Origin of the sequence: Devosia marina, assembly GCF_009758415.1 — a bacterium.
GTDB classification, from domain to species: Bacteria; Pseudomonadota; Alphaproteobacteria; order Rhizobiales; family Devosiaceae; genus Devosia; species Devosia marina.
The window spans coordinates 13,414-27,446 of sequence record NZ_WQRF01000012.1; the positions used below are offsets into that span (position 1 = coordinate 13,414).

14 protein-coding genes and 1 pseudogene are annotated in these 14,033 nt (G+C 62.1%); 8 read left to right on the forward strand and 7 right to left on the reverse strand.

The genetic code is table 11. From position 1 onward, the window contains the following. Positions 1-163: 163 nt before the first annotated feature. The 4 genes and pseudogenes from GO014_RS18100 to GO014_RS18115 form a co-directional block, all read left to right on the forward strand. Positions 164-2,293, forward strand: coding sequence for an OmpA family protein (locus tag GO014_RS18100; RefSeq protein WP_157291706.1), 2,130 nt, complete (start codon positions 164-166; stop codon positions 2,291-2,293). Positions 2,294-2,544: 251 nt separating this feature from the next. After that, positions 2,545-2,907: a hypothetical protein gene (locus GO014_RS18105; protein WP_157291707.1), complete on the forward strand. Its 363-nt coding sequence runs from the start codon at positions 2,545-2,547 to the stop codon at positions 2,905-2,907. A gap of 155 nt (positions 2,908-3,062) precedes the next feature. Further along, positions 3,063-3,755: a tellurite resistance TerB family protein gene (locus GO014_RS18110; RefSeq protein WP_157291708.1), complete on the forward strand. Its 693-nt coding sequence runs from the start codon at positions 3,063-3,065 to the stop codon at positions 3,753-3,755. 90 nt (positions 3,756-3,845) lie between these two features. After that, positions 3,846-4,120: pseudogene (locus GO014_RS18115) on the forward strand (glutamine cyclotransferase); the annotation flags it as partial. A 20-nt stretch (positions 4,121-4,140) separates the two neighbouring features. Here the strand turns inward: GO014_RS18115 and GO014_RS18120 are convergent. The 5 genes from GO014_RS18120 to dnaG form a co-directional block, all read right to left on the reverse strand. Further along, positions 4,141-4,362, reverse strand: a complete 222-nt coding sequence (locus tag GO014_RS18120; protein WP_104893731.1) for a hypothetical protein — start codon at positions 4,360-4,362, stop codon at positions 4,141-4,143. Between the two features lie 74 nt (positions 4,363-4,436). Continuing rightward, positions 4,437-4,724, reverse strand: coding sequence for an HlyU family transcriptional regulator (locus tag GO014_RS18125; RefSeq protein WP_157291709.1), 288 nt, complete (start codon positions 4,722-4,724; stop codon positions 4,437-4,439). Further along, positions 4,724-5,029 (reverse strand): DUF2442 domain-containing protein, encoded by a 306-nt coding sequence (locus tag GO014_RS18130; protein ID WP_157291710.1) that lies wholly within the window; start codon positions 5,027-5,029, stop codon positions 4,724-4,726. Before GO014_RS18130 ends, GO014_RS18125 begins: the two co-directional genes overlap by 1 nt. An 11-nt stretch (positions 5,030-5,040) precedes the next feature. Continuing rightward, complete coding sequence (rpoD, locus tag GO014_RS18135; RefSeq protein WP_116589191.1) at positions 5,041-7,089, reverse strand: RNA polymerase sigma factor RpoD; 2,049 nt, start codon at positions 7,087-7,089, stop codon at positions 5,041-5,043. Between the two features lie 190 nt (positions 7,090-7,279). Then, positions 7,280-9,223, reverse strand: coding sequence for a DNA primase (gene dnaG, locus GO014_RS18140; RefSeq protein ID WP_116589081.1), 1,944 nt, complete (start codon positions 9,221-9,223; stop codon positions 7,280-7,282). A gap of 57 nt (positions 9,224-9,280) precedes the next feature. On the opposite strand from dnaG, the gene GO014_RS18145 reads away from it, so the two are divergent. Further along, positions 9,281-9,670 carry a hypothetical protein gene (locus GO014_RS18145; protein ID WP_116589080.1) on the forward strand — a complete coding sequence of 130 codons (390 nt, stop codon included), beginning with the start codon at positions 9,281-9,283 and terminating at the stop codon, positions 9,668-9,670. 13 nt (positions 9,671-9,683) lie between these two features. Here GO014_RS18145 and GO014_RS18150 read toward each other — a convergent pair whose 3' ends face one another. Then, the gene (locus GO014_RS18150; RefSeq protein WP_116589079.1) at positions 9,684-10,244 is read right to left on the reverse strand and encodes an HdeD family acid-resistance protein; all 561 of its coding nucleotides are present in this window, start codon (positions 10,242-10,244) and stop codon (positions 9,684-9,686) included. 181 nt (positions 10,245-10,425) lie between these two features. Between GO014_RS18150 and GO014_RS18155 the strand changes: the two genes are divergently transcribed. Beyond that, positions 10,426-11,616 (forward strand): MFS transporter, encoded by a 1,191-nt coding sequence (locus GO014_RS18155; protein ID WP_157291711.1) that lies wholly within the window; start codon positions 10,426-10,428, stop codon positions 11,614-11,616. A 170-nt stretch (positions 11,617-11,786) separates the two neighbouring features. Next, complete coding sequence (locus GO014_RS19680; protein WP_157291712.1) at positions 11,787-12,086, forward strand: GGDEF domain-containing protein; 300 nt, start codon at positions 11,787-11,789, stop codon at positions 12,084-12,086. 6 nt (positions 12,087-12,092) lie between these two features. Here the strand turns inward: GO014_RS19680 and GO014_RS18165 are convergent, their stop codons facing one another. Further along, on the reverse strand, positions 12,093-12,545 hold the full coding sequence (locus GO014_RS18165) for a GatB/YqeY domain-containing protein (protein WP_157291713.1): 453 nt from the start codon (positions 12,543-12,545) through the stop codon (positions 12,093-12,095). Between the two features lie 191 nt (positions 12,546-12,736). On the opposite strand from GO014_RS18165, the gene carA reads away from it, so the two are divergent. Beyond that, the gene (carA, locus tag GO014_RS18170) at positions 12,737-13,948 is read left to right on the forward strand and encodes a glutamine-hydrolyzing carbamoyl-phosphate synthase small subunit (RefSeq protein ID WP_343031011.1); all 1,212 of its coding nucleotides are present in this window, start codon (positions 12,737-12,739) and stop codon (positions 13,946-13,948) included. Positions 13,949-14,033 lie beyond the last annotated feature (85 nt).

The window sequence follows — 14,033 nt, forward strand, 5'->3', positions numbered from 1 at the left end:
CTGGCGATAACGTCCACGGCGGAACCCATGGCACAGCCCCGCGTTCTGGCCATTGCGGGGCCTGTCGGACACATCTGTGGTCAATCAGTTCTGTTCATACAGCGTTCAGGTACGCCCCACGATGCTCGACAGGAAGTGTTTTAAACACAAAAGGATAAGAACAATGCGCCTCAAGAACTGGCTCCTTGCCGGAACCAGCATCGGCCTCTTGGCCTTTGCGCCCATCTCGGCCCAAGCCCAGGACGCCGAATTGCAGACGGCCTATCAGGCCTATGTCGAAGCCCAGGCCTCCGGCGACGCTGCCGCCCTGGAAGCAGCACAGACCGCCCTGACCGAGCTGTGCATCGTTGGCGGCTACGCAAGCCTGGAAGAATGCATCGCCGCCATTGAAGCAGGCAGCGCGCAACCGGCTGCGGAAGCACCCTCGGTTGAAGAAGAAGCCCCTGCTGAAGAACCCGTCGCCGCGGAGCCTGCGCCGGTAGAGGAGCCCGTTGCCGAGGAGCCCGCGCCCGAGCAGCCGCCTGCCGAACAGCCCGCAGCTGAGGAACCGGCCGCCGAAGAACCCGTGGCTGAACAGCCTGTCACCGAGGAACCGGCCGCCGAACCCGCCCCGGTGCGGGAAGAGCCGGTGTCTGAAGAACCCATGATGGAAGAAGCACCGGCAGAAGAAACCCCTGTCCTTGATGAGGCTGCCCCTGCTGAAGAAGAAGCCAGCATCGAAGCGCAGTTGAGCGCTCAGGTCGACGCCCACAATGCTGCCGTCGCCGATCTGGCGGCCGGCGCTGACGCCGCCGAAGCACAGGCCCGCATTGACGCAGCCCTGGCCGAGATCACCGCGATCTGCGGCGTGCTGGGCTATGGCGATATCGACGCTTGCCTCGCCGAATTCGGCCTGGAGCTCTCCCCGCTTCCAAAAGCCGCCTCCACCGAAGAGCAGCCTGCCACCCCGGCCGACGAACAACCCGAACCTGTGGAAGACACCACATCCGAGGGCGAGCCTGCCGAAATGGTCGAGGACCTGCCTGAGGGCGTGACCCAGGATCAGGTCGCTCCGGTGCTTGACAGCGCCAAGGACGAACAAGCCGCACCCTCGGAAAGAGCCAAGCCTGTTGAGGGCGAAGCCGCCGTCCAGGCCGGCGCCAACGCAGAGGCCCAAGCACAGCCGAAACCCGCCGCCGAGCAACCCGCTGCGCCGCCTCCGGCCAGTGACGAGGAAGCCCAGTCCGAAGCAATGCGCACGTTTGCCGCCAAACCTATCGCCGCAGTGACCGCGGACGAAGGCGAAGCTGTGACGGCCCAAGAGAACGCCACCGTCAACCAGACCGTGATCAACAACTACGTCACCAACATCACGACCAATGTGACTGGCGACAACAACACCGTCACTACCGGCTCGCAGCAGACGCCGGTGACCGTGGTGGAATCCCCCCAGGTCCAGACCGGTGGCGGCGACGCTTTTGCTCAGTTGATCCTGCAGGTTGGCACACAGCTCATCGTGAACTCGGTCGGCCTCGACACGGATCGCTTCTACGATCCGCAGGAAGACGAGATCTATTATGAACGCCTGAGCAATAATCGCGTACGCGAAGTGATCACCCGTCCCGACGGCACGCAGATCATCACCGTGCGCAATCGCAATGGCGACATCCTGCGTCGCTCGCGCATAACCCCGGATGGCCGCGAATATGTCTTGGCCTATTTCGATGACAGCTATTACGACGATCTCGAACGCTGGCGCGATCCGGCAGAGAACCTGCCCCCGCTTCGCCTCAACATTCCGGTCCGCGAATATGTGCTCGACTCCCGCTATGCTGACGAGGAAGAACTGGAAGTCTTCTTCAGCCAGCCGCCAGTCGAGCAGGTCGCCCGCCTCTATTCCATCGATGAGGTGAAGCGTTCGGCCCGCCTGCGTGACAGCGTCCGTCGTCTCGAAGTGGGTAATTTGACCTTCGATACCGGCGCTGCCACGATCGAGCGGAGCCAGGTGCAGGCATTGTCCGGTGTGGCCAATGCCATGCTGTCCCTGCTTGAGCGCAATCCGAACGAGACTTTCCTAATTGAGGGGCACACTGACGCCATTGGTTCGGATATCGCAAACCTGCGCCTGTCGGACCTGCGCGCTGCCACCGTCGCCCGCGTGCTGACCGACTTCTATGGCGTACCGCCCGAAAACCTGGCGACCCAGGGCTATGGCGAACGCTATCTGAAGATCCGCACCGAGGCGGCCGAACGTGAAAACCGTCGCGTCACCATCCGCCGCATCACGCCGCTGATCACCGTCGCTGCACGCTGATCGTAGCGCCACAGACTACACTGAAAGGCCGGGCCCAGCGCCCGGCCTTTCTCGTGGCCCCTCTGGCAATGACGAATTCTTGAAAAAGCCACAATGAGTCACGGCGGAAACATGCCCAAGAAGATCAGCAACGCATTGAATCAAAAGGGGTAATTTGCCAAATTCCGGCAAAGAACACCCTCTTCACAATCCCGGGAACTCTCCATTCAGGGCCGCGTTTATTAGCCAGCGTTGAAACATAGGAGCATATGATGGCTACCCCCGAACGCGATACTGTTTACACCCGTGACGGCAACCGTACCGTCTACACCCGCGAGAGCAATGGTACCGGCTGGTTCGTCGGTATCATCGTTGCCCTGGCCCTGCTGGCCATTGGCTATCTCGTCTTCTCGGCCAATTCTGGTCCTGCGACAACCGTTGATGTGAACGGCGTCCCGGCCACCGAGGCCCCGATGACCGACCCGGCCATCGCTCCGGCCCCGATGACCGAGGCCCCCGCCGCGGAAACGGCCCCAATGACTGAGACCGCTCCGGCTGCCGAGCCCGCCGCGCCGGTCGAAACGGCTCCGCCCACGGACGCTGAAGTCGCCCCGCCGGCCGAGCCCACCCAGTAACACCTGAACCGGGCCTGGCCCCTCCCTCCAGGACCGCAAGAGACCCCGGCACCCCCACCGGGGTCTTTCTTTGTGCGCATTACATCCCGGCAAGAAAGCTTGCAGCAAGCGCACCACGTCCCCATTTAGAGCACGACGCCAATAAGGGAGCATCCATGTTCAATATCGACCAGATCCTTAAGTCCTTGCAGACCGACCAGAACACCCAACGCACCGCCATGACCGGCGCGGCTGGTCTTGCTGCAGGCATGCTCCTGTCCGGTGGCAAGCCCGGAAAGCTTTTGGGCAATGCGGTAAAAGTCGGCGCCATCGCCGCCGTCGGCGGTCTCGCCTACAAGGCCTGGCAGAACCATCAGCAGGGCCAGTCGGCACCCGCAGGCACTCAGCCTCCGCGCGAAGACGCCTTCATCCCCGCCCCGACCGACACGGCAGCGCAGGAAGAACTGGGCAAGACCCTGGTGCGCGCCATGATTGCCGCCGCCAAGGCCGATGGCCGCATCGACGCTGCGGAGAAGGAAGCAATCTTCGAAAAGCTCAAGACCATGCCGCTATCCGCCGAGGAAAAGGCTTGGGTCTTTGATGAGCTTTCAACCCCGCTCGACATCAATGCCGTTGTCGCCCGCGCCGATACCCCCGAACACGCCGCCGAAATCTACGCTGCCTCGCTCGTCGCCATCAGCGCCGACACGGCGGCAGAGCAGGCCTATCTTGAGGCTTTGGCCATCAAGCTCAAGCTTGACCCGGCCCTGGTGGCCGAAATTCACCGCCAGGCCGATGAGAAGGCCCCTCTGCCTGCCGCCACTCCGCCATCGCCCTGGGCCTATACGCCCAATACTAGCAACATCTGAAATGCCGGGCTGCGCGGACAAAGTTTGCGTAGCCCCAATATACGGTGCCGGTCAGTTCCAGTTGTCGATACTGACGTCTTAGGGATGCAGCGAGTCCTGGCCCAGACCGACCCCGAAACCGGCGACATCCTGCGCAGCATCGAATCCAACCGCTTCGTCACCGGGGTGACCTGGGTCGATGGCGAACTCCAGCATGGCGCGTGGCAGGACGCGCGCAGCGATCTCCGCCACATCGATCCAGATTCCGGCAATGTCATTGAGCTGGTCGAAATGCCCGAGGGTACGGGTGTATAGGGCTGGAATCCGTCGGGGCGGAGCGCTTTTTCTGTGGCGGCGGCAGTAGCGGCAAGCTGCGCGCCGTACGCGTCCGGGCCCGGCCGTCTGACTATTTGCCGCTGCGCTTGATCGACTTGATCTCCAGCGGGGGCATACCGGACTTTTCCGAGATGACCCTGTCCTGTTCCATGATCGCGGCACGCGCCGGCTCGTCGCCGTCCAGGCCACCGAGTAGGCTTGCATCGACCTTGCGGTTGGACCGCTGCGAGCCGTCCTCATAAACAATATCGAACATTACGAATTCTGTACGGGCGGTCGGCTTCCTGGCCATTCTGGCTTCCTTTCAAAACAGAAACCGCGAGCCGGTGTGGCTCGCGGTCGTCGGTCAATTTGTACTTGCGCGTCTTAGCGGTAAATCTGGTCGCCCTGCTCGTCGATGATCTGGCGTCCCTTGCTCAGCGCCAACGCCACCAGATCCTCACGCGAACTCATCTTGTCGGCACGAATAAAGCGATAGGTCTTGAGTTCATCCCCCACCTGCTTTTCGATCAAGCCCGCCAGCTGCAATTCGCTGCCCGCTTTCATCTCGATGGCCTTGATCTGATAGCCCTTGTAGCCCTCTTCGCCCAAGACCTTGTCGCCTTCCGGTTCCGGGGCGGCGCCACCGCCGAAGAGCTTTTTGAAGAACGACATTACGGGCCTCCTATCTGTCCTGTTCTGCGCGCTGGCCGGGGTCTTTGCAACTCACCGCGCTTGTCCATCTCCTCCTGCAACCAAAGCGGCGAGATGTCAAAATAGTTCGGCCAGATCGGCTTGCCATTCACTAGGTCGACCTGGGCGAAATAGCGCCGGTCCCGCAACGCCTCGGTGCCTTCGCCGCGCTCGGCAAGCATCGAGGCCGCATTGAACGTGCCCCAGGTACCGTCCGAAAACGTCACCACCAGCTTGAAGGGAATGGCGGTGCGCAGTGAGGTGAGTTTGAGCTGGGGAGCAGCCATCAGCTACTCTCCTAATTGTCTAGGAAGCTCCGCAGTTTGCGCGAGCGGCTCGGGTGCTTGAGCTTGCGCAGCGCCTTGGCCTCGATCTGGCGAATACGTTCGCGCGTCACCGAAAACTGCTGGCCCACCTCTTCGAGCGTGTGGTCGGTGTTCATGCCGATACCAAAGCGCATGCGCAGCACCCGCTCTTCACGCGGCGTCAGCGAGGCCAGCACGCGGGTCGTGGTTTCGCGCAGGTTCGACTGGATCGCCGCATCGATCGGCTGCACAGCATTGGCATCCTGGATGAAATCGCCCAGGTTCGAGTCTTCCTCATCACCAATCGGGGTTTCGAGCGAGATCGGCTCCTTGGCAATCTTGAGGACCTTGCGCACCTTGTCCAGAGGCATCTGCAGCTTTTCGCTGAGCTCTTCCGGCGTCGGCTCACGGCCGATTTCATGCAGCATCTGGCGGCTTGTCCGGACGATCTTGTTGATCGTCTCGATCATGTGCACCGGGATACGGATGGTGCGCGCCTGATCGGCAATTGAGCGTGTAATCGCCTGACGGATCCACCAGGTGGCATAGGTCGAGAACTTGTAGCCGCGGCGGTACTCGAACTTGTCCACGGCCTTCATCAGGCCGATATTGCCCTCCTGGATCAGGTCCAGGAACTGCAGGCCGCGGTTCGTGTACTTCTTGGCAATCGAGATCACCAGGCGAAGGTTGGCCTCCACCATTTCCTTCTTGGCGATGGCGGCTTCGCGCTCGCCCTTCTGCACCTTATGCACGATGCGGCGATATTCACCAATATCGAGCCCGGCTTCGGTGGCCAGCGTGGCGATGTCGTTGCGGATATCGGCAATGGTGTCGGTCTCACGGCGAGCAAATTCCGCCCAGCCCTTGCCTTCGAAAGTCTCCAGCGACCATTCCCAGCTCGGGTCCAGCTCGCGGCCATAATAGTTCTCGAGGAAGGACTCGCGCTTGACGCCATAGCTTTCGGCCAGGCGCAGCAGGCGGCCTTCAAGCCGCACCAGCCGCTTGTTGATGTCGTAGAGCTGCTCGACCAGGCTTTCGATACGGCCATTGTTGAGCGAGAGCGACTTCACATCGGCAATCACCTTGGCGCGCAGGGCGCTAAGCCGGCTGTTTTCGGCATCCGAAATCGTCGCGGTGCGGTCTTCGGCATGGCGATCCTGCATTTCGCGCATCTGCCCATAGGCATCGGCGATGCGATCGAACGTCTCCACGACCTGCGGCTTGAGCTCGGCTTCCATGGCCGAGAGCGACAGGGCGTTGTCGAATTCGTCGTCGTCGTCGTCCTGCGGGTCCTGCGGGGCCTCAGGCTCCTCAGGCACATAATCGTCATCGCTGCCGGACGCGCGCTTGGGCGCGGTCTTCGGCTTTTCCTTGACCGGCTCAGGTTCCGGCTTTGGCGCAACATGCACCTCGGGCGCCGCCTGCTTGGCGTCGGGTCCGGCATAGGTGGCTTCCAGGTCGATGATGTCGCGCAGCAGGATCTCGCCCTGACCGAGCTGTTCGCGCCAGATGATAATGGCCTGGAAAGTCAGCGGGCTTTCGCAAAGCCCCTCGATCATGGTCTCGCGGCCAGCCTCGATGCGCTTGGCGATGGCGATTTCGCCCTCGCGGCTGAGCAGTTCCACCGAGCCCATTTCGCGCAAATACATGCGCACAGGGTCGTCAGTGCGGTCAGAGCCGGACTTCGCATTGGACGTGTTGGCGACGGCCGTGCCGGTCGAGGTAGCGACTTCGGTGCCGCTGTCTTCCTCGTCCTTCTCGACTTCCGTCTCTTCGACCTCGTCCTCGTCGACCACGTTGATGCCCATTTCGGAGAACATCGACATGAAGTCTTCAATCTGCTCGGAACTGACCTCGTCCGAAGGCAGGACCGCGTTCAGTTCCTCATAGGTGACATAGCCACGCTTCTTGGCGACCTTGATCAGCTTTTTGACGGCTGCATCATTCTGATCGATCAAGGGAGAATCGTTGGAGGATTCCGGGGCGCCGCTTTCCGGCTTTTCGGTTTCCTTCGAGGCTTTGTTCGCTGCCTTGGTGGCCATCTGGTACTCCTCGGGACCCACGGGCGAGTGGTCCCGGCTGTGTCTTAGGTGGTGACAACTCAAGACAAGGTAAAGGTTCCATCACCGGAGCGTTAACACGCTCGTGTGACATGGCTCGCTTTCGGGGATTGTGGCAGTGATTCGCCACAACGCAAAATCGCGCAGCGTCGCCAGTCTCTCGGGTCTCCCCTCAAAAACTGCGAGTTGCGCGTCCCGATAGCGAACCAAATCCTTCGATCAATGCCTCTGTGCCATCGACAGTGGTAATCTGGTTCTTGATGTCCCGCAGCCTTTCAAAGGTTTCTTCGCTCGGGTCTTCGCCCAGCGCGGCTTCGGCTGCCTTCAACTCCCTATTTAGCTGAACTTTCTTGTTATGCAAGGCCAGCGCGTGACTTAATCCGGTCTCGGCGTCCACCAGGGCCGTCTCTGCGCTGACTTGCCACACACCCTGTCGCGTCAGTGATTCGGTCATCCGCTGCAGCGCCGGACCATGTCCGCGCACCCCCAGCGCCGCGCGCAGATCATCGGCAGTGATATCGTGATGCCGGACCACCAGCGCCAGGATGTCACCCAGCACCTTCTGCGCCACCGGCGTCTCGCAATCGAGGGCCGCCAGCGCCTCGAACTGGTCTTCGACCAGCGCCGGATGATTGACCAGCGACAGAATGATCGTCGCCTCACGCGGGCTGGCATCAGCTGCCGCTCCTGTCCTGAGCAGGCGTGAATTGCGCAGCGTGTCCGAAACGACCAGGCGCGGAGTGCCGCGACCCGGATAGCCATAGGCTCCGCTCTGCCCATAGGCCGGCTTGCCACCGCCCCGCCAGTTTTCGCGCCCGCCACCCTGGCGCAGCGGCGCAAAGAACGCCTTCAGCTTCTCGTCAAAGGCCTGCGCATAGTGGAAGCGCACGGTCGAATCCTGAATGCCATTGGCCCGCTCGCGCAAACGTGCCTGGAGCGCAGCACGCTCTTCGGGCGCCTCGGGCACCAGCCCGCCCGTCTCGAAACTCCACACCATGTCCGAAAGGCTACGCGCCTTTTCGATCACTTCGGCAAAGGCACCACGCCCCTGTGCCTTGATCAGGTCGTCCGGATCCTGCCCCTCCGGCAGGGTGGCAATCTTGACGCTCTTGCCCGGCTTGAGATGCGGCAGGATCAGGTCCGCGGCACGCTCGGCGGCCTTGAGGCCGGCCTTGTCCCCGTCAAAACACAGGATCGGCGTATCGCTCATGCGCCAGAGCAGTTGAATATGCTCCTCCGTCAGCGCCGTCCCCAGCGGTGCCACCGTCCCCTCAAAGCCGGCGGCCACCGCCGCGATCACGTCGAGATAGCCTTCTACGACAATCACGCTGGCCCCATCGCGTGCGGCCGTGCGCGCGGACTGACCATTGTACAGCGTCTGCCGTTTGGAAAAGAGCTGCGTCTCCGGCGAGTTGAGATATTTCGCCGGCACATCGGGGCTCATCGCCCGTCCACCAAAGGCGATCACCCGGCCGCGGAAATCGGTGATCGGGAACATCACCCGGTTGCGAAACCTGTCATAGGTCAGCGGATCATCGTCGCGGCTGGTCACCAGCCCGGCATCGATCATCGCCTGTCCCGACACGCCATTGGCCGCCAGATGCTCCTTGAGCCCGTTGCGGCTATCCGGCGCAAAACCGATCCTGAACCGGGCCTGGCTCGCCGGCGTCACTCCGCGCTCGAACAGATAGCCCCGCGCCCGCGCCCCGATATTGTGCGACAGCGCCGCCTCGAAATATTTCGTCGCCAGTTCCATGACGTCAGCCAGCCCGCGCTGCGCCGCTTCGCGCTTTTCGGTGCGCTCGTCCCGCGCCGGCATCTGCACGCCGGCCATCCCCGCCAGCTTCTCCACCGCCTCGGGGAAGCTCATTCCGGCCTTTTCGGTCAGAAAGCGGAAATGGTCGCCCGTCGCGCCACAGCCAAAGCAGTGATAGATGCCGCGCCGGTCATCGGCATGAAAGCTTGGACTTTTCTCGGCGTGAAACGGGCAGCAGGCCCACATATCGCCCTTGCCCGGCTGGCTTTTGCGCTTGTCCCACAGCACATGTTCGCCCACCACCTGCGTAATCGGCAGGCGCTGGCGAATTTCGTCCAGGAACGTATCGGTAAAGCGCATGTGTGTTATCTAGGCGCTCATAGCGCCCAAGTCATCAGCAGAGAGTTTTCCACAGCCATGCCCAAAGCCAAGATGCCCGTCGCCGTTCTTCTTGCCCTCACCGCAGGGCCGGCACTGGCCATCGGCGTGACGCTATGGGTGGTCAACGACATGGTACCTGCCTGCGTTGTCACCGAAGCCGAGCGCCTTACCGCGCCAGATGGGGAATATGATCTGGTAACATTCTCTCGCGCTTGCGGCGAGACACCACCCAATATCCAGGCCGCGCTTGTCCCGCCCGGTGAAGAAGTGCCCTTCGATGCCGCCAGCTTTGTCTCTGTCGTCGAGGCCACCGAACTTACCCCGCGCTGGATCGCGGACGGCCAGATCGAGATCACCCTGCCCCAGACCGGCGAAGTGCTACGTCAGGACGAGACAGTGGCGGACATTCCCGTCGTGTACCGTTGAGGCAACACACCAATCAGGCCTTGCTCGCCTGGTACAACCGCCAGGCCCAGCCAAACAGGCCGATGGCAAAGATGATCAGCAGGATGCCGCCGATGACCATCCCCACCCAAGCGCTGAGCAGCGGGAACAGCAGCAAGACCAGACCGAGCAGCACATAGGATGCGCCCGAAAGCACCACCGGCCAGATCCGCGCATAGCTCTCGCGCTCCCGTACGATCACCACGATTTGCATCACCCCGACGACAATCGCGGCAAGCCCCACCAGGGTGGAGATGAAGGTCACGGTAAAGATGGTGGCCAGCAAGGGGCTGATCAGGATCACCACGCCCAGCACCAGCGAGGCAGCATTGGCCACCACGTCGAACCAGTAATTGCCGCTCTTGCCGCCACCGAAGGTCAGGCTCCAAAGCCCCAGCGCGCCGTCGATCAGCAGCAAGATGCCGCCGAACACCAGCAGCACCGCAAGCGCCTCCAGCGGCCAGATCACCGCATAGATCCCCGCCGCCAGCATCAGCAGGCCACGCAATGCCGTTGCCAGTGCAAACCGTTTTCTGGTCTCAGACGAAACAGGCATTTCACCCTCCTTGCGGCAAGCCGCATCCCGTTCACCGCTGGCAGCTTAGCCGCACTTGCAGAGTCGCCCAAGCTTTTGCCTGCTATAGATTTTCTAAATCAGTCAGGCCAAATTGTGCATTGCACCTGGTCCTCGTCCGTGGAATGTGGCGCCATACCCTCCTCCCCTCGCGGCCCTGACCATGTCCCTGCCCCTGCTTGCCCTGTTTCTGGCGGCCTTTGCTTTTGGCACGGCCGAATTCGTCATTGCCGGTGTCCTGCCCGACGTTGCCCTGGGGCTCGGCGTGTCCATTCCTGTCGCCGGTTACCTGGTTTCGGGTTATGCCATCGGCATTGCCATTGGTGGCCCGGCCCTGGCCGTCCTGTCCAAGAAGATGAACCGCAAGCTGCTGGTCATCCTGCTTGGGCTCGGCTTCACGATCGGCCAGGCGCTCTGCGCCATCGCGCCCAATTTCGAGCTGCTGCTTCTCGCCCGCGTCTTCGTTTCGGTGCTGCACGGCGCCTATTTCGGTATCGCCTTTGTCCTGGCCACCAGCATTGTTCCGCCGGCCCGGCGTGGTTTTGCCATGGCGCTGATCCTCTCGGGTCTCACCGTATCCAACGTTCTGGGCGTGCCGGGCGGTACGGCGATCGGCACGATGCTGGGCTGGCGCGCCACCTTCTGGGCGGTCGGCCTGCTCGGCCTTGCGGCAACCCTGGTCATTGCCGCCGTGCTGCCCGCAAGGGCCGGTTCGGGCGCGGCCCAGGGCAGTTTCCGGCGTGAATTTGCAGCCCTTGGGCGCCAGCAGGTGTTTCTGGGCTTTCTCATCGCCATCCTGGTGATGACTGGGCAATACAGTCTCTTCACCTATATCGCCCCATTGCTGCTCACGGTCACTGGCGTGGGAAGCCAGGCCATTCCGATCATTCTGCTGTTGTTTGGCGTTGGCGCAACGGTTGGTGTCTTCATCGGCGGGCGCCTCGCCGACTGGCGCCTCATGCCCTCGCTGATCGCCATTCTCACGCTCCAAACGACACTCTTTGTCAGCCTCTACTTCGCCGCACCCTATTCCGTCCCAATGTCCATCGCGGTCATCCTGTGGGGCGGCGCCACCTTTGCCTTCGGATCGCCCCTGCAGTCCCGCATGCTGCTCTGGGCCGCCGACGGCCCGAACCTGACTTCAGCGCTCATTCCGGCCGGATTTAACATCGGCATCGCTATTGGCGCCGTCCTGGGTGCGGCGCTGATCGAAGCGGGCCTGGGCTATCAGGCCCTGCCGCTGATCGGCGCCGTCTCGCTCGCCTTCGCCGTATTGATAGCTGCCTTCTCGGCCTTTCTGGAGCGCCGCAGCAGCACCGTCCCGCCGCTCCCGGAGGGCGTTCCCGCGCAATAGCAAGAATGCGTTAAGCTTTCGCTGACCAACACCGTGCAGCAGCACTGCGTCCTGGTATCGGCTCCAAACAATTGGGCCGAGGACTCCACATCTGTTGTCAGCGTCGTTGGCTTCACGGCGATTGCTGCTATCACTCTGCCGCCCTGACCGGACTGCTCAATCGCAGGGCATTGTTCGAGGAATTTGATGCAAAATTACCCGGGGCAAGTTCCACCATCGTCATATTTGACCTCGATCAGTTCAAGCTGATCAACGACAACATGGGACACGCCCATGGCGATGAACTGCTCAAGCGTTTCGCAGACACTTTGGGGACGCCCATCCGCGCCACCGCTAGTGCCGGCATCGCCATACCAGGAAAAGAGGAACCCTTCTCCTCGGTCCTTAGCCGCGCCGACGCTGCCCACGACAAAGCCGAGCAGGCTGGCCGAAACCAGGTACACATCGCTCCGTTCCGCTTGGTCGCATGATCCGGGTCAGGCGCTCAGCGCCGCCCGCACCAGTCCACTGGCCTTGCCGAAATCGATTCGCCCCGGATAGTCGGCCTTGAGCTGGGCGATCACCTTGCCCATGTCCTTGGGGCCTTCAGCGCCGGTGGCCGCAATCGCCGCGGTGATGGCCTCGGCAACCTCCTCGTCACTCAGCCCCTTGGGCAGGAACTCGTTGAGAATGTCGATCTCTTCCTTTTCCACCGTGGCCAGATCGCTTCGCCCGGCCTGCGCATAAATGGCAAAGCTCTCTTCGCGCTGCTTCACCATTTTCTGAATCATCGCCAGAATTTCGTCATTGGTGGCCGGGCCCTTGCCGTCACCGCGATTGGCAATATCGCGGTCCTTGATCGCCGAATTGATCGACCGCAAGGTCACGGTGCGCCGCTGATCCCGGGCCTTGAGCGCCAGTTTGAGCCCTTCGCTGATGTCTTCGCGCATGTGTCGTCTGGCTCCTTGCCATGCAATTTGTCGCTCCCATATAGGCAACAAACGCAGGCTTCGCCACTTGCGCTGTCTGCCATGGCCTTCTAAGAGGAGGCCTCAACCGACATCATTGCCGCGGCTGTGGGCAGGCCTCCCCGCCACCACTCATGCCGCGCGCCCCGATAAACCGAGCTTGGAGATCCAAAGTGACCGGCTGGCAGCAGACCCCCGCGACCGCAGTTCTGATTCTGGCAGACGGCACCCGCCTGGAAGGTTTCGGCCTCGGCGCTGTCGGCCATGCCGCCGGTGAAGTGTGTTTCAACACCGCCATGACCGGCTATCAGGAAGTCCTCACCGACCCATCCTATGCCGGGCAGATCATCACCTTCACCTTCCCCCATATCGGTAATGTCGGCACCAATGACGAAGACATCGAGACGGTGAACATGGCCGCCCTTTCGGGCGTGCGCGGCGTTGTGCTCAAGGCCGACATCACCAATCCGTCCAACTACCGCGCTGCCGAAAAACTCGACGCCTGGCTCAAGAAGCGCAACATCATCGGCATCGCCGGCATCGACACCCGCGCCCTGACCGCGCTGATCCGCGAAAAGGGCATGCCCAACGGCGTCATCGCCCATGAGCCGACCGGCCAGTTCGACGAAGGCTCGATTGCCGCCGAACTCAAGGCCTTTCCGGGCCTCGAAGGTCTCGACCTCGCCAAGGAAGTCACCACCGCCCAGACCTATCACTGGGACCAGACCGGCTGGCAGTGGAATGTCGGCTACGGTACGCTGGAGAACCCAGAGTTTCACGTCGTGGCCATCGACTACGGTGCCAAGCGCAACATTCTGCGCTGCCTCGCCGATCAGGGTGCCAAGGTCACCGTCGTGCCCGCCACCGCCAGCGCGGCCGATATCCTGGCCCATAATCCCGATGCAGTCTTCCTCTCCAACGGACCTGGCGATCCGGCCGAGACCGGCAAATATGCCGTCCCCACCATCCAGAAGCTGATGGAAACCGGCAAGCCCATGTTCGGCATCTGCCTTGGTCACCAGCTCATGGGCCTGGCCCTTGGCGGCAAGACCTCCAAGATGCATCAGGGCCATCATGGCGCCAATCATCCGGTCAAGGACCTGACCACAGGCAAGGTCGAGATCACCTCGATGAACCACGGTTTCGCTGTGGATGCCGACAGCCTGCCCGCTGGCGTCACCCAGACCCATGTGTCCTTGTTCGACGGCTCCAATGCGGGCCTGGCCGTGGATGGCAAGCCGATCTTCTCGGTGCAGTACCACCCCGAAGCCAGTCCTGGCCCCAAGGACAGCCACTATCTGTTCACGCGCTTCCTCAATCAGGTGCGCAAGCAGAAGGGCCTGCCAGAGAAGCCGGAATACGTTGCGGCGGGCGATGCGGCCTGATTCATTCAGGGCCTCATTCCGAGACTCTCGCGGTACGTTCCTGAACAAAGTTATTGTTGAGGGCGGCGCGGTTATCGCGCTGTCC

Coding starts and splice junctions, on each gene's coding strand:
- GO014_RS18130 (WP_157291710.1), bottom strand. CDS start 5,029: ATGGCTGCTCCCCAGCTCAAACTCACCTCACTGCGCACCGCCATTCCC.
- GO014_RS18110 (WP_157291708.1), top strand. CDS start 3,063: ATGTTCAATATCGACCAGATCCTTAAGTCCTTGCAGACCGACCAGAAC.
- GO014_RS18125 (WP_157291709.1), bottom strand. CDS start 4,724: ATGTCGTTCTTCAAAAAGCTCTTCGGCGGTGGCGCCGCCCCGGAACCG.
- dnaG (WP_116589081.1), bottom strand. CDS start 9,223: ATGCGCTTTACCGATACGTTCCTGGACGAAATTCGCCAGCGCCTGCCG.
- GO014_RS18120 (WP_104893731.1), bottom strand. CDS start 4,362: ATGGCCAGGAAGCCGACCGCCCGTACAGAATTCGTAATGTTCGATATT.
- GO014_RS18100 (WP_157291706.1), top strand. CDS start 164: ATGCGCCTCAAGAACTGGCTCCTTGCCGGAACCAGCATCGGCCTCTTG.
- GO014_RS18150 (WP_116589079.1), bottom strand. CDS start 10,244: ATGCCTGTTTCGTCTGAGACCAGAAAACGGTTTGCACTGGCAACGGCA.
- GO014_RS18165 (WP_157291713.1), bottom strand. CDS start 12,545: ATGCGCGAAGACATCAGCGAAGGGCTCAAACTGGCGCTCAAGGCCCGG.
- GO014_RS18145 (WP_116589080.1), top strand. CDS start 9,281: ATGCCCAAAGCCAAGATGCCCGTCGCCGTTCTTCTTGCCCTCACCGCA.
- rpoD (WP_116589191.1), bottom strand. CDS start 7,089: ATGGCCACCAAGGCAGCGAACAAAGCCTCGAAGGAAACCGAAAAGCCG.
- GO014_RS18155 (WP_157291711.1), top strand. CDS start 10,426: ATGTCCCTGCCCCTGCTTGCCCTGTTTCTGGCGGCCTTTGCTTTTGGC.
- GO014_RS18105 (WP_157291707.1), top strand. CDS start 2,545: ATGGCTACCCCCGAACGCGATACTGTTTACACCCGTGACGGCAACCGT.